At 72.0% G+C, this 19,405-nt stretch carries 18 protein-coding genes; 14 read left to right on the forward strand and 4 right to left on the reverse strand.

All coding sequences use genetic code 11. The annotated features are described in order from the left end of the window. The first annotated feature begins 93 nt into the window (after nucleotides 1–93). Nucleotides 94–3,636: a DNA polymerase III subunit alpha gene (gene dnaE / locus ACIGWZ_RS23320; RefSeq protein ID WP_400067585.1), complete on the forward strand. Its 3,543-nt coding sequence runs from the start codon at nucleotides 94–96 to the stop codon at nucleotides 3,634–3,636. Between the two features lie 242 nt (nucleotides 3,637–3,878). Here dnaE and ACIGWZ_RS23325 read toward each other — a convergent pair whose 3' ends face one another. Beyond that, on the reverse strand, nucleotides 3,879–4,055 hold the full coding sequence (locus tag ACIGWZ_RS23325; RefSeq protein ID WP_400067587.1) for a hypothetical protein: 177 nt from the start codon (nucleotides 4,053–4,055) through the stop codon (nucleotides 3,879–3,881). A 342-nt stretch (nucleotides 4,056–4,397) separates the two neighbouring features. Here ACIGWZ_RS23325 and ACIGWZ_RS23330 point away from each other — a divergent pair, with 342 nt between their 5' ends. The 4 genes from ACIGWZ_RS23330 to ACIGWZ_RS23345 all read left to right on the forward strand — a co-directional run bounded on the left by ACIGWZ_RS23330 (nucleotide 4,398) and on the right by ACIGWZ_RS23345 (nucleotide 8,548). Next, nucleotides 4,398–5,726, forward strand: coding sequence for an NYN domain-containing protein (locus ACIGWZ_RS23330; protein WP_400067588.1), 1,329 nt, complete (start codon nucleotides 4,398–4,400; stop codon nucleotides 5,724–5,726). Between the two features lie 61 nt (nucleotides 5,727–5,787). Further along, nucleotides 5,788–6,798, forward strand: coding sequence for an ABC transporter ATP-binding protein (locus ACIGWZ_RS23335; RefSeq protein ID WP_400067590.1), 1,011 nt, complete (start codon nucleotides 5,788–5,790; stop codon nucleotides 6,796–6,798). 91 nt (nucleotides 6,799–6,889) lie between these two features. Further along, complete coding sequence (locus tag ACIGWZ_RS23340; protein WP_400068040.1) at nucleotides 6,890–7,711, forward strand: ABC transporter permease; 822 nt, start codon at nucleotides 6,890–6,892, stop codon at nucleotides 7,709–7,711. Nucleotides 7,712–7,780: 69 nt separating this feature from the next. After that, nucleotides 7,781–8,548 (forward strand): ABC transporter permease, encoded by a 768-nt coding sequence (locus tag ACIGWZ_RS23345; RefSeq protein WP_400067592.1) that lies wholly within the window; start codon nucleotides 7,781–7,783, stop codon nucleotides 8,546–8,548. Between the two features lie 550 nt (nucleotides 8,549–9,098). Here ACIGWZ_RS23345 and ybaK read toward each other — a convergent pair. From ybaK to ACIGWZ_RS23360, 3 genes are all read right to left on the reverse strand, one after another. Next, nucleotides 9,099–9,593, reverse strand: a complete 495-nt coding sequence (gene ybaK / locus ACIGWZ_RS23350; RefSeq protein ID WP_400067594.1) for a Cys-tRNA(Pro) deacylase — start codon at nucleotides 9,591–9,593, stop codon at nucleotides 9,099–9,101. A 17-nt stretch (nucleotides 9,594–9,610) separates the two neighbouring features. Next, nucleotides 9,611–10,357, reverse strand: coding sequence for an LON peptidase substrate-binding domain-containing protein (locus ACIGWZ_RS23355; RefSeq protein WP_400067595.1), 747 nt, complete (start codon nucleotides 10,355–10,357; stop codon nucleotides 9,611–9,613). 235 nt (nucleotides 10,358–10,592) lie between these two features. Then, nucleotides 10,593–12,194, reverse strand: coding sequence for an oxidoreductase (locus tag ACIGWZ_RS23360; protein WP_400067597.1), 1,602 nt, complete (start codon nucleotides 12,192–12,194; stop codon nucleotides 10,593–10,595). A gap of 226 nt (nucleotides 12,195–12,420) precedes the next feature. Here ACIGWZ_RS23360 and hisD point away from each other — a divergent pair, with 226 nt between their 5' ends. The 9 genes from hisD to ACIGWZ_RS23405 all read left to right on the forward strand — a co-directional run bounded on the left by hisD (nucleotide 12,421) and on the right by ACIGWZ_RS23405 (nucleotide 19,276). Continuing rightward, nucleotides 12,421–13,746 (forward strand): histidinol dehydrogenase, encoded by a 1,326-nt coding sequence (hisD, locus tag ACIGWZ_RS23365; RefSeq protein ID WP_400067598.1) that lies wholly within the window; start codon nucleotides 12,421–12,423, stop codon nucleotides 13,744–13,746. Nucleotides 13,747–13,754: 8 nt separating this feature from the next. Further along, entirely contained in the window at nucleotides 13,755–14,861 is a 1,107-nt protein-coding gene (locus ACIGWZ_RS23370) for a histidinol-phosphate transaminase (protein WP_400068042.1), read from the forward strand. After that, the gene (gene hisB, locus ACIGWZ_RS23375; RefSeq protein ID WP_362705917.1) at nucleotides 14,858–15,451 is read left to right on the forward strand and encodes an imidazoleglycerol-phosphate dehydratase HisB; all 594 of its coding nucleotides are present in this window, start codon (nucleotides 14,858–14,860) and stop codon (nucleotides 15,449–15,451) included. The genes ACIGWZ_RS23370 and hisB overlap by 4 nt, the downstream gene beginning before the upstream one ends. 3 nt (nucleotides 15,452–15,454) lie before the next feature. Then, a complete protein-coding gene (locus ACIGWZ_RS23380) occupies nucleotides 15,455–15,619 on the forward strand; it encodes a hypothetical protein (RefSeq protein WP_400067600.1) in 165 nt (54 codons plus the stop codon). After that, nucleotides 15,610–16,257 carry an imidazole glycerol phosphate synthase subunit HisH gene (gene hisH / locus ACIGWZ_RS23385; RefSeq protein WP_400067602.1) on the forward strand — a complete coding sequence of 216 codons (648 nt, stop codon included), beginning with the start codon at nucleotides 15,610–15,612 and terminating at the stop codon, nucleotides 16,255–16,257. The genes ACIGWZ_RS23380 and hisH overlap by 10 nt, the downstream gene beginning before the upstream one ends. A gap of 5 nt (nucleotides 16,258–16,262) precedes the next feature. Continuing rightward, nucleotides 16,263–16,985: a bifunctional 1-(5-phosphoribosyl)-5-((5-phosphoribosylamino)methylideneamino)imidazole-4-carboxamide isomerase/phosphoribosylanthranilate isomerase PriA gene (gene priA, locus ACIGWZ_RS23390; protein WP_400067603.1), complete on the forward strand. Its 723-nt coding sequence runs from the start codon at nucleotides 16,263–16,265 to the stop codon at nucleotides 16,983–16,985. A 40-nt stretch (nucleotides 16,986–17,025) separates the two neighbouring features. After that, a complete protein-coding gene (locus ACIGWZ_RS23395) occupies nucleotides 17,026–17,448 on the forward strand; it encodes a Rid family hydrolase (RefSeq protein ID WP_400067605.1) in 423 nt (140 codons plus the stop codon). 6 nt (nucleotides 17,449–17,454) lie between these two features. Next, nucleotides 17,455–18,210: an imidazole glycerol phosphate synthase subunit HisF gene (gene hisF, locus ACIGWZ_RS23400; RefSeq protein WP_400067607.1), complete on the forward strand. Its 756-nt coding sequence runs from the start codon at nucleotides 17,455–17,457 to the stop codon at nucleotides 18,208–18,210. 178 nt (nucleotides 18,211–18,388) lie between these two features. Next, nucleotides 18,389–19,276 carry an NmrA family NAD(P)-binding protein gene (locus ACIGWZ_RS23405; RefSeq protein ID WP_400067609.1) on the forward strand — a complete coding sequence of 296 codons (888 nt, stop codon included), beginning with the start codon at nucleotides 18,389–18,391 and terminating at the stop codon, nucleotides 19,274–19,276. The last annotated feature ends 129 nt before the right edge of the window (nucleotides 19,277–19,405 follow it).

The following is a 19,405-nucleotide window of genomic DNA, read 5'->3' on the forward strand; positions in this document are numbered from 1 at the left end:
CACTCGGGCGCCCTCGATTGTCGGCGGGGAGTCGTAGACTTCGACACCGTCCGGTCCACCCGTCGCCCACCCCTTTTCCGGAGGTCCCCAGCCGTGGCCAAGCCGCCGTTCACGCACCTGCACGTCCACACCCAGTACTCGCTGCTGGACGGTGCGGCGCGGCTCAAGGACATGTTCGAAGCGTGCAACGAGATGGGCATGACGCACATCGCGATGTCCGACCACGGCAACCTGCACGGCGCGTACGACTTCTTCCACTCGGCGCAGAAGGCCGGAGTGACGCCGATCATCGGCATCGAGGCGTACGTCGCCCCGGAGTCGCGGCGCAACAAGCGCAAGATCCAGTGGGGCCAGCCGCACCAGAAGCGCGACGACGTCTCCGGCTCCGGTGGCTACACCCACAAGACGATCTGGGCCGCGAACAAGACCGGACTGCACAACCTCTTCCGGCTCTCCTCCGACGCCTACGCCGAGGGCTGGCTGCAGAAGTGGCCGCGGATGGACAAGGAGACGATCTCCCAGTGGTCGGAGGGCCTGATCGCCTCCACCGGCTGTCCCTCGGGTGAGCTCCAGACCCGGCTGCGCCTCGGCCAGTTCGACGAGGCCCTCAAGGCGGCCTCCGAGTACCAGGACATCTTCGGCAAGGACCGGTACTTCCTGGAGCTGATGGACCACGGCATCGAGATCGAGCACCGGGTCCGCGACGGCCTGCTGGAGATCGGCAAGAAGCTCGGCATCCCCCCGCTGGTCACCAACGACTCGCACTACACCTACGCCCACGAGTCGGTCGCGCACGACGCGCTGCTGTGCATCCAGACCGGCAAGAACCTCTCCGACCCGGACCGCTTCCGCTTCGACGGCACCGGCTACTACCTCAAGTCCACGGACGAGATGTACGCCATCGACTCCTCGGACGCCTGGCAGGAGGGCTGCCGCAACACCCTCCTGGTCGCCGAGCAGATCGACACCACCGGGATGTTCGAGAAGCGCGACCTGATGCCGAAGTTCGACATCCCGGAGGGCTTCACGGAGGTCACCTGGTTCCAGGAGGAGGTCCGGGTCGGCATGAACCGCCGCTTCCCGGGCGGCGTGCCCGAGGACCGGCAGAAGCAGGCCGAGTACGAGATGGACGTCATCATCCAGATGGGGTTCCCCGGCTACTTCCTCGTCGTCGCCGACTTCATCATGTGGGCCAAGAACAACGGCATCGCGGTCGGCCCCGGCCGAGGCTCCGCGGCCGGTTCGATCGTCGCGTACGCCATGGGCATCACCGACCTCGACCCGATCGAGCACGGACTGATCTTCGAGCGGTTCCTCAACCCCGAGCGCGTGTCCATGCCCGATGTCGACATCGACTTCGACGAGCGTCGGCGCGTCGAAGTCATCCGGTACGTCACGGAGAAGTACGGCGCCGACAAGGTCGCCATGATCGGCACCTACGGCAAGATCAAGGCCAAGAACGCCATCAAGGACTCCGCCCGCGTCCTCGGCTACCCGTACGCCATGGGCGACCGCCTCACCAAGGCGATGCCCGCCGACGTCCTGGGCAAGGGCATCGACCTCTCCGGCATCACGGACCCCAAGCACCCCCGCTACAGCGAGGCCGGCGAGATCCGGGGGATGTACGAGAACGAACCGGACGTGAAGAAGGTCATCGACACCGCCAAGGGCGTCGAGGGCCTGGTCCGGCAGATGGGCGTGCACGCGGCCGGCGTGATCATGTCCAGCGAGCCCATCGTCGACCACGCCCCGGTCTGGGTGCGGCACACCGACGGCGTGACGATCACGCAGTGGGACTACCCCCAGTGCGAGTCGCTCGGCCTGCTCAAGATGGACTTCCTGGGCCTGCGCAACCTCACCATCATGGACGACGCCGTCAAGATGGTGAAGAAGAACAAGGGCATCGACCTGGAGATGCTCTCCGTCCCGCTCGACGACCCCAAGACCTTCGAGCTGCTCTGCCGCGGTGACACGCTCGGTGTCTTCCAGTTCGACGGCGGCCCGATGCGTTCGCTGCTGCGCCAGATGCAGCCCGACAACTTCGAGGACATTTCCGCCGTCTCGGCCCTCTACCGGCCGGGCCCGATGGGCATGAACTCGCACACCAACTACGCCGAGCGCAAGAACGGCCGCCAGGAGATCACCCCGATCCACCCGGAGCTGGAAGAGCCCCTGATGGAGACGCTGGGCCTGACCTACGGCCTGATCGTCTACCAGGAGCAGGTCCAGAAGGCCGCCCAGATCATCGCCGGGTACTCCCTCGGCGAGGCCGACATCCTCCGCCGCGTCATGGGCAAGAAGAAGCCCGAGGAGCTGGCGAAGAACTTCGTGCTCTTCCAGGAGGGCGCGAAGAAGAAGGGCTTCTCCGACGCCGCGATCCAGGCCCTGTGGGACGTCCTGGTCCCGTTCGCCGGCTACGCCTTCAACAAGGCGCACTCCTCCGCGTACGGCCTGGTCACGTACTGGACCGCCTACCTCAAGGCGAACTACCCGGCCGAGTACATGTCGGCGCTGCTCACCTCCGTCCGCGACGACAAGGACAAGTCCGCGGTCTATCTGAACGAGTGCCGCCGGATGGGCATCAAGGTGCTGCCGCCGAACGTCAACGAGTCCGAGGCCAACTTCGCCGCCCAGGGCGACGACGTGATCCTCTTCGGCCTCACCGCGGTCCGCAACGTCGGCCAGAACGTCGTCGACTCGATCATCCGCTCCCGCAAGGCGAAGGGGAAGTACTCCTCCTTCCCCGACTACCTCGACAAGGTCGAGGCCGTGGTCTGCAACAAGCGCACCACGGAATCGCTGATCAAGGCCGGCGCCTTCGACGAGATGGGGCACACCCGCAAGGGCCTGACCGCGCAGTACGAGCCGATGATCGACAACGTGGTGCAGGTCAAGCGCAAGGAGGCCGAGGGGCAGTTCGACCTGTTCGGCGGGATGGGCGACGACACCGCCGACGACAGCCCCGGCTTCGGTCTCGACGTCGAGTTCTCCGACATCGAGTGGGACAAGACCTACCTGCTCGCCCAGGAGCGCGAGATGCTCGGCCTGTACGTCTCCGACCACCCGCTCTTCGGGCTGGAACACGTCCTGAGCGACAAGGCGGACGCCGCCATCGCCCAGCTGACCGGCGGCGACTACTCCGACGGCTCGATCGTCACCATCGGCGGCATCATCTCCGGCCTCCAGCGCAAGATGACCAAGCAGGGCAACGCCTGGGCCATCGCCACCGTCGAGGACCTGGCCGGCTCCATCGACTGCATGTTCTTCCCCGCCACCTACCAGCTGGTGTCGACCCAACTCGTCGAGGACACCGTGGTGTTCGTCAAGGGACGGCTCGACAAGCGCGAGGACGTACCCAGGCTGGTCGCCATGGAGATGATGGTCCCCGACCTCTCGGAGGCGGGCACCAACGCCCCGGTGACGATCACCATCCCGACGGTGAAGGTCACCCCGCCGATGGTCGAGAAGCTCGGCGAGGTGCTGAGCAGCCACCGCGGCTCGACGGAGGTGCGGATCAAGCTCCAGGGGGCCCGCAAGACGACCGTGCTGCGGCTGGACCGTCATCGGGTCACGCCGGATCCGTCGCTGTTCGGCGATCTGAAGGTGCTGCTCGGCCCGTCCTGCCTGGCGGGGTGAGCGGGCGCCGCTCGGCCCTGCGGGGGCGGCCTTCCGGTCCGTGACGCGGGCGCGGGCGGACCGTGCAGCCGGCCCGGCGACGAGCGGCGCGCCACCCGCGTGGCCGAGGCGGTCGGCGAGGCCGCCGGCAAGGCGGTCGGCCGTCGGCGGGAAGGCCGCCCGTGGAGGTGCCGGGCGTACGGCGGCAGAACGAGGGGCGCGCCCGCAATCGGGCGCGCCCCTCAACTCATCCGTAGTTCACCTCAGTTGTGACCGAACCGCCTCTGGTGCTTACGGGCGACATCCGCCGGGCTGCCCTGGGCGTGCTGCTGCGGCTGGGAGATGGCCTCGATGGCCGACTTCTCGGCCGCCTGCTGGCCGCGCTCCGCCGGGCTGCCCTTCTGCTGACTTCGGTCCTTCTTCGCCTTGTTCTTCGCCATGGCCGTGCCTCCTGAGGGGGATCCTGGATCGGGGCCGGGACCAGACTTACACGTCGGATGAAAAGCCGCATTTTGGACAATTACCGTGCGTGATGCGGATGCAGCGCGCGACGCGATGCGAGGCGCCGACCACAACGCGACGGGCCCCGGACACGCCGCGGATTGCACAGGCTCACGCCACATGCCCAACATCCCCGCCGAATCCGCCACGCCGATGATCCAGACGGGGCAGATAACCCCCGTACGGTCGGGCAGACTCGAGGGAAAGCCGAAGAGAACTCGTGCCACGGGCCGAGCCGGGGGGCGACCGGACTTTCAGCACCTCAGGGAAGAGGGTGGAACGTGGACCGCTGCGTCGTCCTGGTGGACGCCGGGTATTTGCTCGGTGCCGCCGCGAGCCTGCTCGCCGGAGAGCCCGCCCGTTCCCGGATCACCGTCGATCACGCCGCCCTCATCCAAGGCCTGCGGCAACGCGCCGAAGCCGATACCGAACGGCCGCTGCTGCGGATCTACTGGTTCGACGGCGCCCCCGACCGCGTCCCGCAGCCCGAACACCGCAGACTGCGCGTGATGCCCCGGGTCACCGTCCGCCTCGGCGCCCTGACCCGCAGCGACGGCCGCTGGGCGCAAAAGGGCGTGGACGCCGCCATGCATGCCGAGCTCACCGAACTCGCCCGCAACCGCGCCTGCTCCGACATCGTCCTCGTCACCGGCGACGGGGACCTCCTGCCCGGCCTGATGTCCGCCAAGGAACACGGCGTCGCCGTCCACCTGTGGGCCGTACAGGCCGCGGACGGCGACTACAACCAGTCCGAGGACCTGGTCGCCGAGGCCGATGAGCGGCGGGTGCTGGACCGCGCCTGGATCACCGGGGCCGTACGGGCCAAGGAACTCGGCGGCTCCTGCGCCCCGCAGCCCGCCCCGCGCCCGGAGATCGCCGCGATCCTCTCCGCCCCGCTGCCCGAATCCGCCGTCGCCGCGGCCGCCGCGGCCGCCGCCGGCACCGACACCGCCGACCACCCCCACGAACACAACGGCAGCAACGGCACCACGCGCCCCGCCACCGGCGCCGACCGGGACGAGACGGCCGCCGGCACACCGGGCTCCGGCGTCTCCCGCGTCGTGCCCACCCCCAAGGACCTGGCCGGACTGGGCCGCACCCACGCCACGGGCACCGCACCCAACGGGAACGGCAACGGGAACGGCAACGGCAACGGCAACGGAAACGGCACCCAGGTCCCCGCCCCCTCCGCCACCCTGCGCTGGTCCTCGGACAAGGGCTGGGCCGAGCGCGGCGGCCCGGTCGGCGAACCCTCCGAGACCGCCTCGCTGCCCACCCTGGCCCTGCTCACCAGCGCCGAGCAGCGCTGGGCCGACCGCGAGGAGGACATCACCGCCGTCAGCGGCGACCCCTTCGAGGTCGGCCAGGTCTTCGCCCGCCGCTGGACCGAACGGCTCTCCGAGACCGCCCACCTCCAGCAGCTCTCGACGGAATACCCGCGCATCCCGCACCGCATCGACGGCGAACTGCTGCGCTACGCCGCCCGGTTCGGCCTGCTGGCCCACAAGGACGACCAGATCGACGAGCACGACCGCTATGCGATCCGGGCCGGTTTCTGGCGCGAGGTCGACGCCCGCACCGCCGCCGAGCATGCCCCGGCCGCCGACTGAGGGCGCGCCCCGAGTGCCCCGCGGGCCGGGGCCGGGCCGGGGCCGCGTACCCTCGTAGCTCGTGAGGACGGGCGCAAAACAGGCGGAGCGCGGCGGCACGGCGTGCGTCGTGCGGGACCTGGTCAAGACCTACCCCGCGGTGCGAGGGCGTCGCGGGGCGGACCGGGCGCCCGCCGTACGCGCCAGCGACGGCATCAGCCTGGAGGTACGGCGCGGCGAGATCTTCGGACTGCTCGGCCCCAACGGAGCCGGCAAGTCCACCCTCGTACGCCAGCTGACCGGACTGCTGCGCCCGGACTCCGGCCGGATCAGCGTCCTCGGCCACGACCTGGTACGCCACCCCGACCGCGCCGCCCGGCTGCTGGGCTACCTCGGCCAGGAATCCACCGCCCTGGACGAGATGACCGTCGCGCTCGCCGTGGAGACCACCGGGCGGCTGCGCGGACTGGACCTGCGCCGGGCGCGCGCCGAGCGCGACGCGCTGCTCGCCGAGCTGGGACTGACGGACATCGCCGCCCGTCCCCTGAAAAAACTCTCCGGCGGACAGCGCCGGCTGGCCTGCTTCGCGACCGTACTGATCGGCGAGCGCCCGCTGCTGGTGCTGGACGAGCCGACCACCGGCATGGACCCCCTCGCCCGCCGCGCCGTCTGGGCCGCGGTGGACCGCCGCCGCGCCGAGCGGGGCGCCACCGTCCTGCTGGTGACCCACAACGTCCTGGAGGCCGAAAGCGTGCTGGACCGGGTCGCGGTGATCGACCGGGGCCGGGTCATCGCCTGCGATACGCCCGGCGGGCTCAAGGAACGCGTGGCGGAGGAGGTGCGGCTGGAACTGGTGTGGCGGGACCGCCCGCCCCTCGACGTCCCCGAGGTCGCCGCCCTGCGGCCCGCCGCCCAGATCTCCGGCCGCCGCTGGACCCTCCGGCTGCCCGCCGACCAGGCCCGCGCCGCGGTCTCGGCCGTCACCACCGGCCCGGCCTTCGCCGCCCTCGACGACTTCACCTTCGCCACGCCGAGCCTGGAGGATGTCTATCTCTCCCTCGGCGGGCGCGCGGAGGGGCTGGTCAAGGCGTGAGACGGCCGATGACGACGGGAGCGGCCGCGGAGGCCGCCGCGGGCACGACGTACCGCGCAGGCATCGAGGAAGACCGGGTGAGGGCGTGAGCATGGTTCCCGCGCAGGCGGAGGCCGGGGCACCCCCCGGCACCGGGACATGGCCCGAGGACGAGGAGCCCGCCCCGCTGGCGCCGCGCGCCCGGATGCTCCCCGCGCTCGGCGCCGTCTACCGCGCCCAGCTCTCCCGCGCCCGGGTCGCCCGGATCCCGCTGCTGTTCGTCGCCACCTTCCAGTCCGTCGGCATCATGATCATGATGCGCGGTGTGGTCGACGGCGGCACCGAGGCCCGGTCCGTGGTCTCCGGCGCCAGCGTCCTCGTCGTCGCCTTCGTCGCGCTCAACCTGCTCGCCCAGTACTTCGGCCGGCTGCGCGCCGACGGCGGGCTCGACCACTACGCCACGCTGCCGGTGCCCCCGGCCGCCGTGGTGCTGGGAGCGGCCGCCGCCTACGCCTCGTTCACCGTGCCCGGCGCCCTCGTCACCGCCCTCGCCGGCGGCCTCCTCTTCCAGCTGCCGATGGCCCACCTCTGGGTGCTGGCCGCCGTGGTCCCGCTGTCCGGCGCGGCGCTCTCCGGCCTCGGCGCCGCCCTCGGGCTGCTCGCCCCGCGCCAGGAGATCGCCACCCTCTGCGGCCAGCTGGGCATGTCGGCCGCCCTGCTGCTCGGCGTCCTGCCGCCCGGCGGCCTGCCCACGATGGTCGGCTATGCCCGCGATCTGCTGCCCTCGACCTACGGCGTGGAGGCCCTGACCCGCAGCTTCGCCGCGCACCCCGACTGGCTCATGATCGGCGCCGACCTGGGCGTCTGCGCCGTCGTCGGCGTCCTCTCGCTGACCGTCGCGACCTGGGCATATCGCCGCGCCGCGGTCCGCTGACCGCCGCCGGCGGCCGCCCGCAGCCGTCCCTCTGCCCGTCCCGCCGCGCCGACCTGGCACGATGACGGGGTGACCGCACCGCTGACGCCACGCGACAACCAACCGCCCGACGAGCCGCAGCACGACCGGCCGGGGAGCGCCCAGCCGGACAACCCCTGGGCCGCACCCGCCACCCACCACGGGGCCACCGCCGACGACGGCGGCCCGGGCGGCCCCGGACTCGTCCGTGAACTGCGCGAGGGCGCGGTGATCGCGCTCCTTGTCGCGGTGTGCGGCGTACTGCTCGGCGTCCTGTGGAACTGGCTCGCCCCGCACACCCCGCTGATCTCCGACACCAAGGCCGTCTACCTCAAGAACACCGAGGGCGAGGAGGCGATCGGCGCGGACGGCACCTTTGTGCTGCTGGCCCTCGGCTTCGGGCTGCTCACCGCGGCGGCGGTCTTCCTCTTCCGCCGGCGTGGCGGCATCCCCCTGGTGGTGGCGCTGACCGTCGGCGGCCTGCTCGGCGCCGTCCTGGGCTGGCGGACCGGCATGTGGCTGGGCCCCACCGCCGACGTCGCCGCCCATGCCCGGCAGGTCGGACCCGGCGTGACCTTCGACGGTCCGCTGCAGCTGGGAGCCAAGGCCGCGCTGCTGGCCTGGCCGATCGCGGCGATGCTGGCGCAGCTGGCGCTGAGCGGCCTGTTCGGCCCGCGCGACCCCGAGCCGCCGCACCCGCACTGGCCCGGAAACTACGACCGGGAATCCGGCCGGTACGAGCCGCAGCCCGGCCGGCCGGAGCAGGAACCCGGCCGGGACGAGCAGGAGCCCCCGGCTTCCCCGCCTCCGGCCTCCTAGGGGGCGGGGGAACGGATCCCCTAGGGGACGCGAGCGCCCCCTGCGGGGCCACAACGAGGCGGGCCGGGGGAGTATTCCCGTGGTCCACAGTCCGTGGCCCACAGCCCGTGGCATCGCCTGACCAGCGGTCCGTGGCCCACAGCCCGTGGCCCGGGTCCGGCGCCCTGCTGCCCGACCACGTCAGCGGCTCGGGGCGCCTCCAGGGCGCTTCTGACGGATCTCCGCGGCGTCGCGACGCTCCTTCTTCCACGGAGATCCATCGGAAGCGCCCTAGGCGGGCCGGCGGCCGTGGTTGGCGCGGTGCTTGCGGATGCGCCACTTGCGCTTACGGGTCCGTTTCGACATGGCGTGTCTCCTCCCCGGTCCGACCGGATCGACCGGTCTCCCCGGTCCGACCGGATCGACCGGTCTCCCCGGTCCGACCGGATCGACCGGTCTCCCCGGTCCGACCGGATCGACCGGTCTCCCCGGTCGTAGTCGAGGAGGAGGCGGCCGTAAAGGCTTACGGACCGGGCGCAGGGCTCTTATCGGCCACGCCGCCGGACCGCGGTCACCCGCGGGCGATCGGCGCGAGCAGCGCCCCGGTGAGCGCCACCAGATCCGCCGGCGCCAGTTCGACCTCCAGGCCGCGCCGTCCCGCCGAGACACAGACCGTCGCCCGGCCCTCGGCCGACGCGTCGACGACCGTACGCAGCCGCTTGCGCTGCCCGAGCGGCGAGATCCCGCCCAGGACGTACCCCGTACTGCGCTCGGCCGCGGCCGGATCCGCCATCGCGGCCCGCTTGCCGCCGACCGCGGCCGCCAGCGCCTTGAGATCCAGCGAGCCGGACACCGGCACCACGGCCACCGTCAGCGCCCCGTCGACCTCCGCGAGGAGCGTCTTGAACACCTGCTCCGGCGCGACCCCGAGCGCCTCGGCGGCCTCCTCGCCGTACGAGGCGGCGGCCGGGTCGTGCTCGTAGGAGTGCGTCGTGAAGGCGACGCCCGCCGCGGTGAGGGCGACCGTCGCCGGGGTTCCGGCGGACTTCTTGGACTTCTTCGCCAACGTCTTGCCGCCTTGCGTCAGTTGGGGCTGGTCGGCTGCCGCGTCAGATCCACCGCGGGCAGCGACGGGAGCTTACCGAGCAGCGCCGACTCCTGGCGCAGCAGCGTCAGTTCCTGGCCCAGCCGGGCCGCGGTGTCCGGCGCCTCCAGCAGCCGCTGCTTGGCGGGCACGTCCAGCACCGCCGCCGCGGCGACCAGGTACGAGAGCACCGAAGGGTCGGCGGGCAGGTCCTGGCCGCTCGACAGGGTCCGCTCGTTCGCCCAGGCCAGCCGCTTCTGGTAGGTCCGGAAGGCCCGTACGACGCCCGAGGCGAGCGCGCCCGCGCCCTCGCCGTGGTCCTCGTCCAGCTCGTCCGCCTCGGCGGTCAGATACGGCCCGGAGGCGTCCACCGACCGCAGCCGGAAGCGGGTGGTGCCGGTGGCCAGTACCTCGTAGCCGGTGTCGTCGTCGGAGGACTTGGCGCGGATGGTGGCCGCGTCCGCGATACAGCCCACCGTGTGGAACGCCTGCATCGGGTCGTCGCCGAAGCCCGCCGCGGGGCCCTCGGCGGCCGGCAGTGTGGCATCCGGCATGCCCTGCGCGGTGGGCGCGACCTCGCGGCCGTCCCGGATGGCGATCACCGCGAAGCGGCGCTCGTCCTCGGGCCGGTCGGCCAGGTCGCGCATCATCGCTCGGTACCGCGCCTCGAAGACGTTCAGCGGGAGAACGAGCCCCGGGAACAGCACCGAGTTGAGCGGGAAGAGCGGCAGGCGCACGGAGGTCACAGCCGGTAAGCCTAGAGCCTGTGGCCTCCGGAGCCACCACCCCGGGGGCCGCAGGCGTCACCGCCCCGTCGGACAAGCACCGGCCGGGCGGCGGAAGCACTCCCCGGCCACCGGGCGGAACCACCAACGGCTCACCCCGCCCTACGGGATCACTGGCGGGGCGGCGGAAGCACTCCCCGATCACCGGGCGGAACCAACCGACGGCTCCTGCTCCGGCCCACCCCGACGTACGGGATCACTGGCGCCTCAGCAGCCGCGACGCGCCCGCCGCCACCGTCGTCGCCAGCACCCAGCCCGCCAGGATCAGCACCGCCGCCGCCCACTGCGCCCCGCCGCCCGGCTTCCAGGCCGCGCCCTGGTTGAGGTCGATCACCGGCAGCAGCAGGTCGAGGGAGTAGAGATACGGATTCCACGGCGGGGTCTCGCCCGCCTTGAGCGGGGGCGGCGGATTCTCGGAGAAATAGACCGTGCCGATCGCCCACAGGATCGCCATCCAGACCGCGGCCCGCCCCGGGCGGTAGCCGTACGCCACCGTCCAGTCCTGCAGGAACCCCCACGCCTTCGCCGCCAGCGGCAGCGTCTCCCGGCGCCGCCGCTGCTTGGCCAGCTGCACTTCGCGGGCGTCGGCGTCCTCACCGCTGGCGCGCAGCGAGGCGGCCAGCATCTCGTACGGCTCCGGCGCGTACTCCGGCGTCGCCGCGGCCACCCACTGCAGCCGCAGCGCCAGCGGGAAATGGCCGCGCGGGATCAGCGTCTCGTAGGCGAAGCCGGCCATCCACAGCCCGCCCAGGCCCGGCCAGCTCGCCGACTTGTCGACGAGATTGACGACCCGGGCGCCGGAGAGGATCACCCGGCCGCGCTGCGGGCGCTCGCACAGGAACCGCAGCTCGGGCGTCTGGATGCGGCGCAGCGACAGCTCCTGGTCGGATTCCATCAGGAAACGGGCGTGCTCGATGTCGACCGCGTCGCCGAACCGGCCGTCGTCCAGCCGCATGCCGCCCTCGCACTCGAAGCGCTGCATCCGGGTGCCGCGGGAGGGGGTGTGGGCGGTGCCGTACGGGGGAGTGGCGCCGCTGGAGAACGGGGAGTTCGCCAGGCCCGCGGCGGTCAGATAGAGCGTGCGCTCGACGGTCAGCTGGGGGGCGTTCAGCGCCCGGCGGCCGAACGGGTTGCTCAGCCGGCTGCCGCGCAGGCTCAGCGACACGCCGATGGTGGCACCGCGCAGCGACAGCTCGCCGTAGGACTCCAGCATCTCGGCCTGCAGGTCCTGGGCGACGGTCAGCCCGTCCGCCATGATCGAGCGGCCCTGGCGGTCCTTGTGCGCCACCACCTGGTTGAGCATCAGGTCCGTGCCGATGTGTGCGTCCGTGAGCCGGATGCCGTTCTGCACCACGCAGCGCGGCAGATGCAGATCGCCCTCCGTCTGCAGCCGGGCGGCCTCCAGCCGGGGTATCGCGCAGTTCACCATCCGCAGCGTGGTGAACCGGCTCTCCGGCAGCACCACCTCGGCCTCGAAGCGGCAGTCCCGCAGCTCGACGAATGGCTTGATCGTGCCGCCCGCAAGGTCGAGAGTGTCCGTGATGTACGCACCGGTGAGCTTGAGCGCGGAGACCCGCCCCGGCTGCGCCACCGGCCCCTCCAGGAGCAGCAGCGCCACCACGCGGGCCCGCACCCGCCGCTCGGGTCCCCACAGATGCTGCCCGTGCGGATCGTCGCGGGCCGGATCCCCGATGTGCAGATCGCAGGTGCTGCCGTTGCGGAAGGCCTGCCACATGCTCCACTCCGCAGAGGTCAGCTGCAGGTCGGCGGGCGCGTCGCCGTCGCCGGGCTCGGTCACGTGTCTCCCCCTTTCTTTGCCCCCGTACATCCCGTGCTGCCGTACGTCTGTACGGATCACCTGCCCGCTGAGTGACCGGTTGAACACGCGCGGTGAGGATCAAGTCAGGTCAACTTCGCGCGGCCGGTAGTGGCCGGTTCCGGCGGGCGTCCGGCCCCCGCCTGGCTGTGTATCACTGAGTGATACGGGCGGCCGGGCGCGAGATCGGGTCTGAGACACTGGGAGGGTGATCTCCCGAATCGATCTGCGCGGTGACGCCCTCCCCGAGGGCGGCGCCCTGCGCGACCTGCTGCCCCGTGCCGAGTTCGACGTGGAAGCCGCCCTGGAGAAGGTGCGGCCCATCTGCGAGGACGTACGCCATCGCGGCACCGCGGCGCTGATCGACTACGCGCGGCGGTTCGACGGCGTCGAGATCGAGCGGGTACGCGTCCCCGCCGAGGCGCTCACCAAGGCCCTCGACGAGCTGGAACCGGCCGTCCGCGCCGCCCTGGAGGAGTCCATCCGGCGCGCCCGGATCGTCCACCGCGAACAGCGCCGCACGGACCACACCACCAAGGTCGTCCCCGGCGGCACGGTCACCGAGCGCTGGGTACCGGTCGAGCGCGTGGGCCTGTACGTGCCCGGCGGCCGCTCGGTCTACCCCTCGTCCGTCGTGATGAACGTCGTCCCCGCGCAGGAGGCCGGCGTCGAGTCCCTCGCCGTCACCTCCCCGCCCCAGGCCGATTTCGGCGGCCTGCCGCACCCCACCATCCTGGCGACCTGCGCCCTGCTCGGCGTGGACGAGGTCTACGCGGCCGGCGGCGCCCAGGCCATCGCGATGTTCGCCTACGGCACCGAGGAGTGCCCGCCCGCGAACCTCGTCACCGGGCCCGGCAACATCTACGTCGCCGCCGCCAAGCGCCTGCTCAAGGGCCGCATCGGCATCGACTCCGAGGCGGGTCCGACGGAGATCGCGATCCTCGCCGACGACACCGCCGACCCCGTGCACGTCGCCGCCGACCTGATCAGCCAGGCCGAGCACGACCCGATGGCCGCCGCCGTCCTGGTCACCGACTCCGTCGAGCTGGCCGAGAAGACCGAGAAGGAACTGACGCCGCAGATCGCGGCCACCAAGCACATCGAGGACCGGATCAACCCGGCGCTCTCCGGCCGGCAGTCCGCGATCGTCCTCGTCGACGGCATCGACGAGGGCCTCAAGGTCGTCGACGCCTACGGTGCCGAGCACCTCGAGATCCAGACCGCCGACGCCGCCGCCGTCGCCGCCCGCGTCCGCAACGCCGGCGCGGTCTTCGTCGGCCCCTGGGCCCCGGTCTCCCTCGGCGACTACTGCGCCGGCTCCAACCACGTCCTGCCCACCGGCGGCTGTGCCTGCCACTCCTCCGGGCTGTCCGTGCAGTCCTTCCTGCGCGGCATCCACGTCGTGGACTACACCCGCGACGCGCTGGCCGAGGTCGCCCACCACGTGGTGACCCTCGCCGAGGCCGAGGACCTCCCCGCGCACGGCGCGGCCATCAAGGCACGGTTCGACTGGAAGGTCCCGCAGAGCAAGTGAGCCAGCACGTGACCAGGATCGACGACCTCCCCATCCGGGACGAGCTGCGCGGCAAGTCCCCCTACGGCGCCCCGCAGCTGGACGTCCCGGTACGCCTGAACACCAACGAGAACCCCTATCCGCTGCCCGAGCCGCTGGTGCAGCGGATCGCCGAGCGGGTGGCCGAGGCCGCCCGGCAGCTCAACCGCTACCCCGACCGGGACGCGGTCGAACTGCGCACCGAGCTCGCCCGCTACCTCTCCCGCACCGGCGGCCACGACGTCACCAAGGACCAGGTCTGGGCCGCCAACGGCTCCAACGAGGTCCTCCAGCAGCTGCTGCAGACCTTCGGCGGCCCCGGGCGCACCGCCATCGGCTTCGAGCCGTCGTACTCCATGCACGCGCTGATCTCGCGCGGCACGGGCACGGGCTGGATCTCCGGCCCGCGCAGCGACGACTTCACCATCGACGTGCCGGCGGCGAAGGCGGCCATCGCCGAGCAGCGCCCCGACGTCGTCTTCATCACCACCCCCAACAACCCCACCGGCAGCGCCGTACCGGCCGAGGCGGTCCTCGCCCTGTACGACGCGGCCCAGGCGGCCAAGCCGTCGCTGGTCGTCGTCGACGAGGCGTACATCGAGTTCAGCCACGGCGACTCGCTGCTGCCGCTGCTCGACGGGCGCCCGAATCTGGTCATCTCCCGCACGATGTCGAAGGCGTTCGGCGCGGCCGGGCTGCGCCTGGGCTACCTCGCCGCCGACCCGGCGGTCGTCGACGCCGTCCAGCTCGTACGGCTGCCCTACCACCTCTCCGCCGTCACCCAGGCGACCGCGCTCGCCGCGCTGGAGCACACCGACACGCTGCTGAAGTACGTCGAGCAGCTCAAGCAGGAGCGCGACCGGCTGGTGAACGAGCTGCGCGCGACCGGCTACGACGTGACGGCGTCCGACGCCAACTTCGTCCAGTTCGGCCGCTTCGCGGACGCGCACGAGGTATGGCAGAAGATCCTCGACCGGGGCGTCCTGGTCCGGGACAACGGCGTACCGGGATGGCTGCGGGTCACCGCCGGCACCCCGGCGGAAAACGACGCGTTTCTCGACGCGGTCCGTGAACTGAAGAAGGAGCAGAGCGCATGAACCGCGTCGGACGCGTGGAGCGCACGACCAAGGAGACCACCGTCCTGGTCGAGATCGATCTCGACGGCACGGGACAGGTCGACGTCTCGACCGGGGTCGGCTTCTACGACCACATGCTCGACCAGCTCGGCCGGCACGGCCTCTTCGACCTCAAGGTCAAGACCGACGGCGATCTGCACATCGACACCCACCACACCATCGAGGACACCGCCCTCGCACTGGGCGCCGCCTTCAAGCAGGCCCTCGGCGACAAGGTCGGCATCTACCGCTTCGGCAACTGCACCGTCCCGCTGGACGAGTCGCTCGCCCAGGTCACCGTCGACCTCTCCGGCCGCCCGTACCTGATCCACACCGAGCCGGAGAACATGGCGCCGATGATCGGCAGCTATGACACGACGATGACCCGGCACATCTTCGAGTCGTTCGTCGCCCAGGCCCAGATCGCGCTGCACATCCACGTGCCCTACGGCCGCAACGCCCACCACATCGTGGAGTGCCAGTTCAAGGCGCTGGCCCGCGCGCTGCGCTACGCCAGCGAGCGCGACCCGCGCGCGGCCGGCATCCTCCCCTCGACCAAGGGAGCCCTGTAGTCCGTGAACGGCCTCTCGACAGTTTTCCTCCTCATCGGGCTCTTCCTCCTCGGCGGCGTCTACTCCCTCTGGAAGCAGCAGCTGCCCAAGAGCGTCATCACCGTCCTCGCCATCGGCTCCGCGATGTGCCTGGCTGCGGGCGTGCTCCGGCTGGAGGTGTGGAATTGACCGCCGCCAAGAAGGTCGTCGTCTTCGACTACGGCTTCGGCAACATCCGCTCCGCCGAGCGCGCCCTGGCGCACGTCGGCGCGGACGTCGAGATCACCCGTGACTACGACACCGCCCTGAACGCCGACGGCCTCCTCGTCCCCGGCGTCGGCGCCTTCGCCGCCTGCATGCAGGGGCTCAAGGACGCCCGCGGCGACTGGATCGTCGGCCGCCGGCTGTCCGGCGGCCGCCCCGTCATGGGCATCTGCGTCGGCATGCAGATCCTCTTCGGCCGCGGCATCGAGCACGGCGTGGAGACCGAGGGCCTGGACGAGTGGCCCGGCACGGTCGGCCCGCTCAAGGCCGACGTCGTCCCGCACATGGGCTGGAACACCGTCGACACCCCCGACGGCTCGCGGCTCTTCGCCGGCCTGCCCGCCGACGCCCGCTACTACTTCGTGCACTCCTACGCGGTGCACGACTGGGAGCTGGAGATCGGCAACCCGGGCCTCAGCGCGCCGAAGGTCACCTGGGCCACGCACGGCGAGCGCTTCGTGGCCGCCGTCGAGAACGGCCCGCTGTGGGCCACCCAGTTCCACCCCGAGAAGTCCGGCGACGCCGGTGCCCAGCTCCTGACCAACTGGATCGAAACGCTGTGAGTGCTGTGAACAAGCTTGAACTGCTGCCCGCCGTCGACGTCCGCGACGGCCAGGCCGTGCGCCTGGTGCACGGCGAGTCCGGCTCCGAGACCTCCTACGGCGACCCGCTCCAGGCGGCCCTCGCCTGGCAGCAGGCCGGCGCCGCATGGCTGCACCTCGTCGACCTCGACGCCGCCTTCGGCACCGGCGACAACCGCGCGCAGATCGCCGAGGTCGCCCGCTCCATGGACATCAAGGTCGAGCTGTCCGGCGGCATCCGCGACGACGACTCCCTGGCCGCCGCCCTGGCCACCGGCTGCACCCGCGTCAACATCGGCACCGCGGCCCTGGAGGACCCCGACTGGGTCGCCAAGATCATCGCCGAGCACGGCGACCAGATCGCGGTCGGCCTGGACGTACGCGGCACGACGCTGCGCGGCCGCGGCTGGACCCGCGACGGCGGCGACCTCTACGAGACGCTGGCCCGCCTGGACTCCGAGGGCTGCGCCCGCTACGTCGTCACCGACATCAACAAGGACGGCACCCTCCAGGGCCCCAACCTGGAACTGCTGCAGAACGTCTGCGCGGCCACCGACCGCCCCGTCGTCGCATCCGGCGGCGTCTCCTCCCTCGACGACCTGCGGGCCCTGGCCGGTCTCGTCCCGCAGGGTGTGGAGGGCGCGATCGTCGGCAAGGCGCTCTACGCCAAGGCGTTCACCCTCGAAGAGGCACTGGCGACGGTGTCGTAGGGGCGCCACCCACGTGCGGACGTAACCGAAAGGCGGCGTGATGACCATCGAGCGCGTACAGACCGGGAGTCCCTGGGAGGCGGCCATCGGCTTCGCCCGCGCCGTGGCGGCCGGCGACCGCGTCCTGGTCGCCGGCACGATGCCGCTGGCCGACGGCGTCCTCCAGGGCGAGGGCGACCCGTACGAGCAGACCAGGGCCGCCTTCGCGCACGCGCTGGAGGCCCTGAAACCCTTCGGGCTCGACGCCTCGGCCGTCCTGCGCACCCGGGTGTATCTGACCCATCTGCGCGATGTGGACGCCGCCGCCCGCGCCCACAAGGAGATCTTCGACGCCGCCCCGCCCGCCACGACCCTGGTCGTGGTCTCCGGCTTCGTCGACTCCCGCGTCCTGGTCGAAGTAGAACTAGAAGCGTTCCGAGAACTCCCCCGGCTCTCGGAACAGACAACTTTCCGAGAGGCCTGAGCACCCATGACCCTGGCGGTCCGAGTCATCCCTTGCCTGGACGTCGACAACGGCCGGGTCGTCAAGGGCGTCAACTTCCAGAACCTGCGCGACGCCGGCGACCCCGTGGAGATGGCCAAGATCTACGGTGAGGAGGGCGCCGACGAGCTGACCTTCCTCGACATCACCGCCTCCTCCGGCAACCGCGAGACCACCTACGACGTGGTCCGCCGCACCGCCGAACAGGTCTTCATCCCCCTCACGGTCGGCGGCGGCGTCCGCACCACCGAGGACGTCGACAAGCTGCTGCGGGCCGGCGCCGACAAGGTCGGCGTCAACACCGCCGCCATCGCCCGCCCCGACCTGATCCGCGAGATCGCCGAACGCTTCGGCAGCCAGGTCCTGGTCCTGTCGGTGGACGCCCGCCGTACGGAGTCGGGCTCCTTCGAGGTCACCACCCACGGCGGCCGCCGCTCCGCCGGCATCGACGCCGTCGAATGGGCCCACCGCGCCGCCGAACTGGGCGCCGGCGAGATCCTCCTCAACTCCATGGACGCCGACGGCACCAAGGACGGCTACGACGTCGAGATGATCGAGGCCGTCCGCAAGCACGTCACGGTCCCCGTCATCGCCTCCGGCGGCGCGGGCAGGCTGGACCACTTCGCCCCGGCGGTGACCGCGGGTGCGGATGCGGTACTGGCCGCGTCCGTCTTCCACTTCGGAGATCTGCGCATCGGGGACGTCAAGGGAGCGCTGCGGGAGGCGGGGCACCCGGTGCGATAGGGCGTGCGGCGAGGGCTCCGGCCGGGCTCCCGGCCCCTTGGGCCCTCCGGCCTCCGGGCCTCGGCGCTCCGGTCCGCCGCCCGTGTCCCTGCCCGGCACCTCTTGCTAACGGGAGGCACCCTCCATATATTCGGAGGGCGCCTCCTATTTGCGTGGGGCCCGGTGAAGGGGGAGTGCTGTGGATCGGACCGTGCTGGTCACCGGAGCGACCGGACGGCAAGGGGGTGCCGCGGCCGCGCGCCTGCTGGCCGACGGCTGGCGGGTGCGGGTACTCGTCCGCGAGGGGCGCCGCGCGGCGGTCGGCGCCCTGGCCGGGGCGGGGGCCGAGGTGGTCATCGGCGACCTGGACGACCCCGCGTCGCTGGCCGCGGCCGCCGAGGGCGCGTACGGCGTCTTCGGCGTCACCCCGGACGACGCCGACCTCGACCGCGAGATGCGACGCGGCGACAACTTGGCGACCGCCGCCGCGACGGCGGGCGTCCGGCACTTCGTGTTCGCCTCCGTCGGCGGGGCCGAGCGGCCCTCGGGCATCGGCTACTGGGCCGCCAAACGGGCCGTGGAGGAACGCATCGCCGCCCTCGGGCTGCCGGCGACGGTGCTGCGCCCCGTGCGGTTCATGGAGAACCACACCATCCCCGGACTGCCGCTCGGCGGCATCACCGACCAGGGCGAGCTGATCCACCTCTTCCCGCCCGACGTCCCCGTCCAGCTCGTCGCCACCCGGGACATCGGCGTCTTCGCCGCGCTGGCCTTCGCCCGGCCGGAGACGTACCTCGGGCGCGCCCTGGAGCTGGCCGGGGACGAGTTGACCTCACGTCAGGTCGTCGGCCTGCTGAGCGAGTTCACCGGACGGCCGGTCACCTACCGGCAGGCGTCGCCGCCCGCGAGCGCCCCGCTGTCGCCCGAGGCCACCCGCGCCTTCGCCGACCCGGCCGGACTGTGGCGCGCCGACATCCCGGCCCTGCGCGCACTCCACCCGGGGCTGATGGATTTCCGCACCTGGCTGACGACCGGCGGCGCAACGGCCGTCTCGGAGCTGCTGCGGGGGCGGCAGCGGGGCCGGTAGGAACGACAGCGGTCCGGCGGCTTCGGCGGGCCGGGCCTCCGGTGGGCCGGTGGGCCGGGCCGGGCCTCCGGAGGGCCGGTAGGTCGGTGGGCCGGGCCGGGAATACCCCACCCGCCGCCCCGCGTTGAG

It is taken from the genome of Streptomyces sp. NPDC053427 (assembly GCF_044544985.1).
In the GTDB taxonomy this organism is placed as follows: Bacteria; Actinomycetota; Actinomycetes; order Streptomycetales; family Streptomycetaceae; genus Streptomyces.

Coding starts and splice junctions, on each gene's coding strand:
- ACIGWZ_RS23325 (WP_400067587.1), bottom strand. CDS start 4,055: ATGGCGAAGAACAAGGCGAAGAAGGACCGAAGTCAGCAGAAGGGCAGC.
- ACIGWZ_RS23340 (WP_400068040.1), top strand. CDS start 6,890: ATGGTTCCCGCGCAGGCGGAGGCCGGGGCACCCCCCGGCACCGGGACA.
- hisF (WP_400067607.1), top strand. CDS start 17,455: ATGACCCTGGCGGTCCGAGTCATCCCTTGCCTGGACGTCGACAACGGC.
- hisB (WP_362705917.1), top strand. CDS start 14,858: ATGAACCGCGTCGGACGCGTGGAGCGCACGACCAAGGAGACCACCGTC.
- ACIGWZ_RS23395 (WP_400067605.1), top strand. CDS start 17,026: ATGACCATCGAGCGCGTACAGACCGGGAGTCCCTGGGAGGCGGCCATC.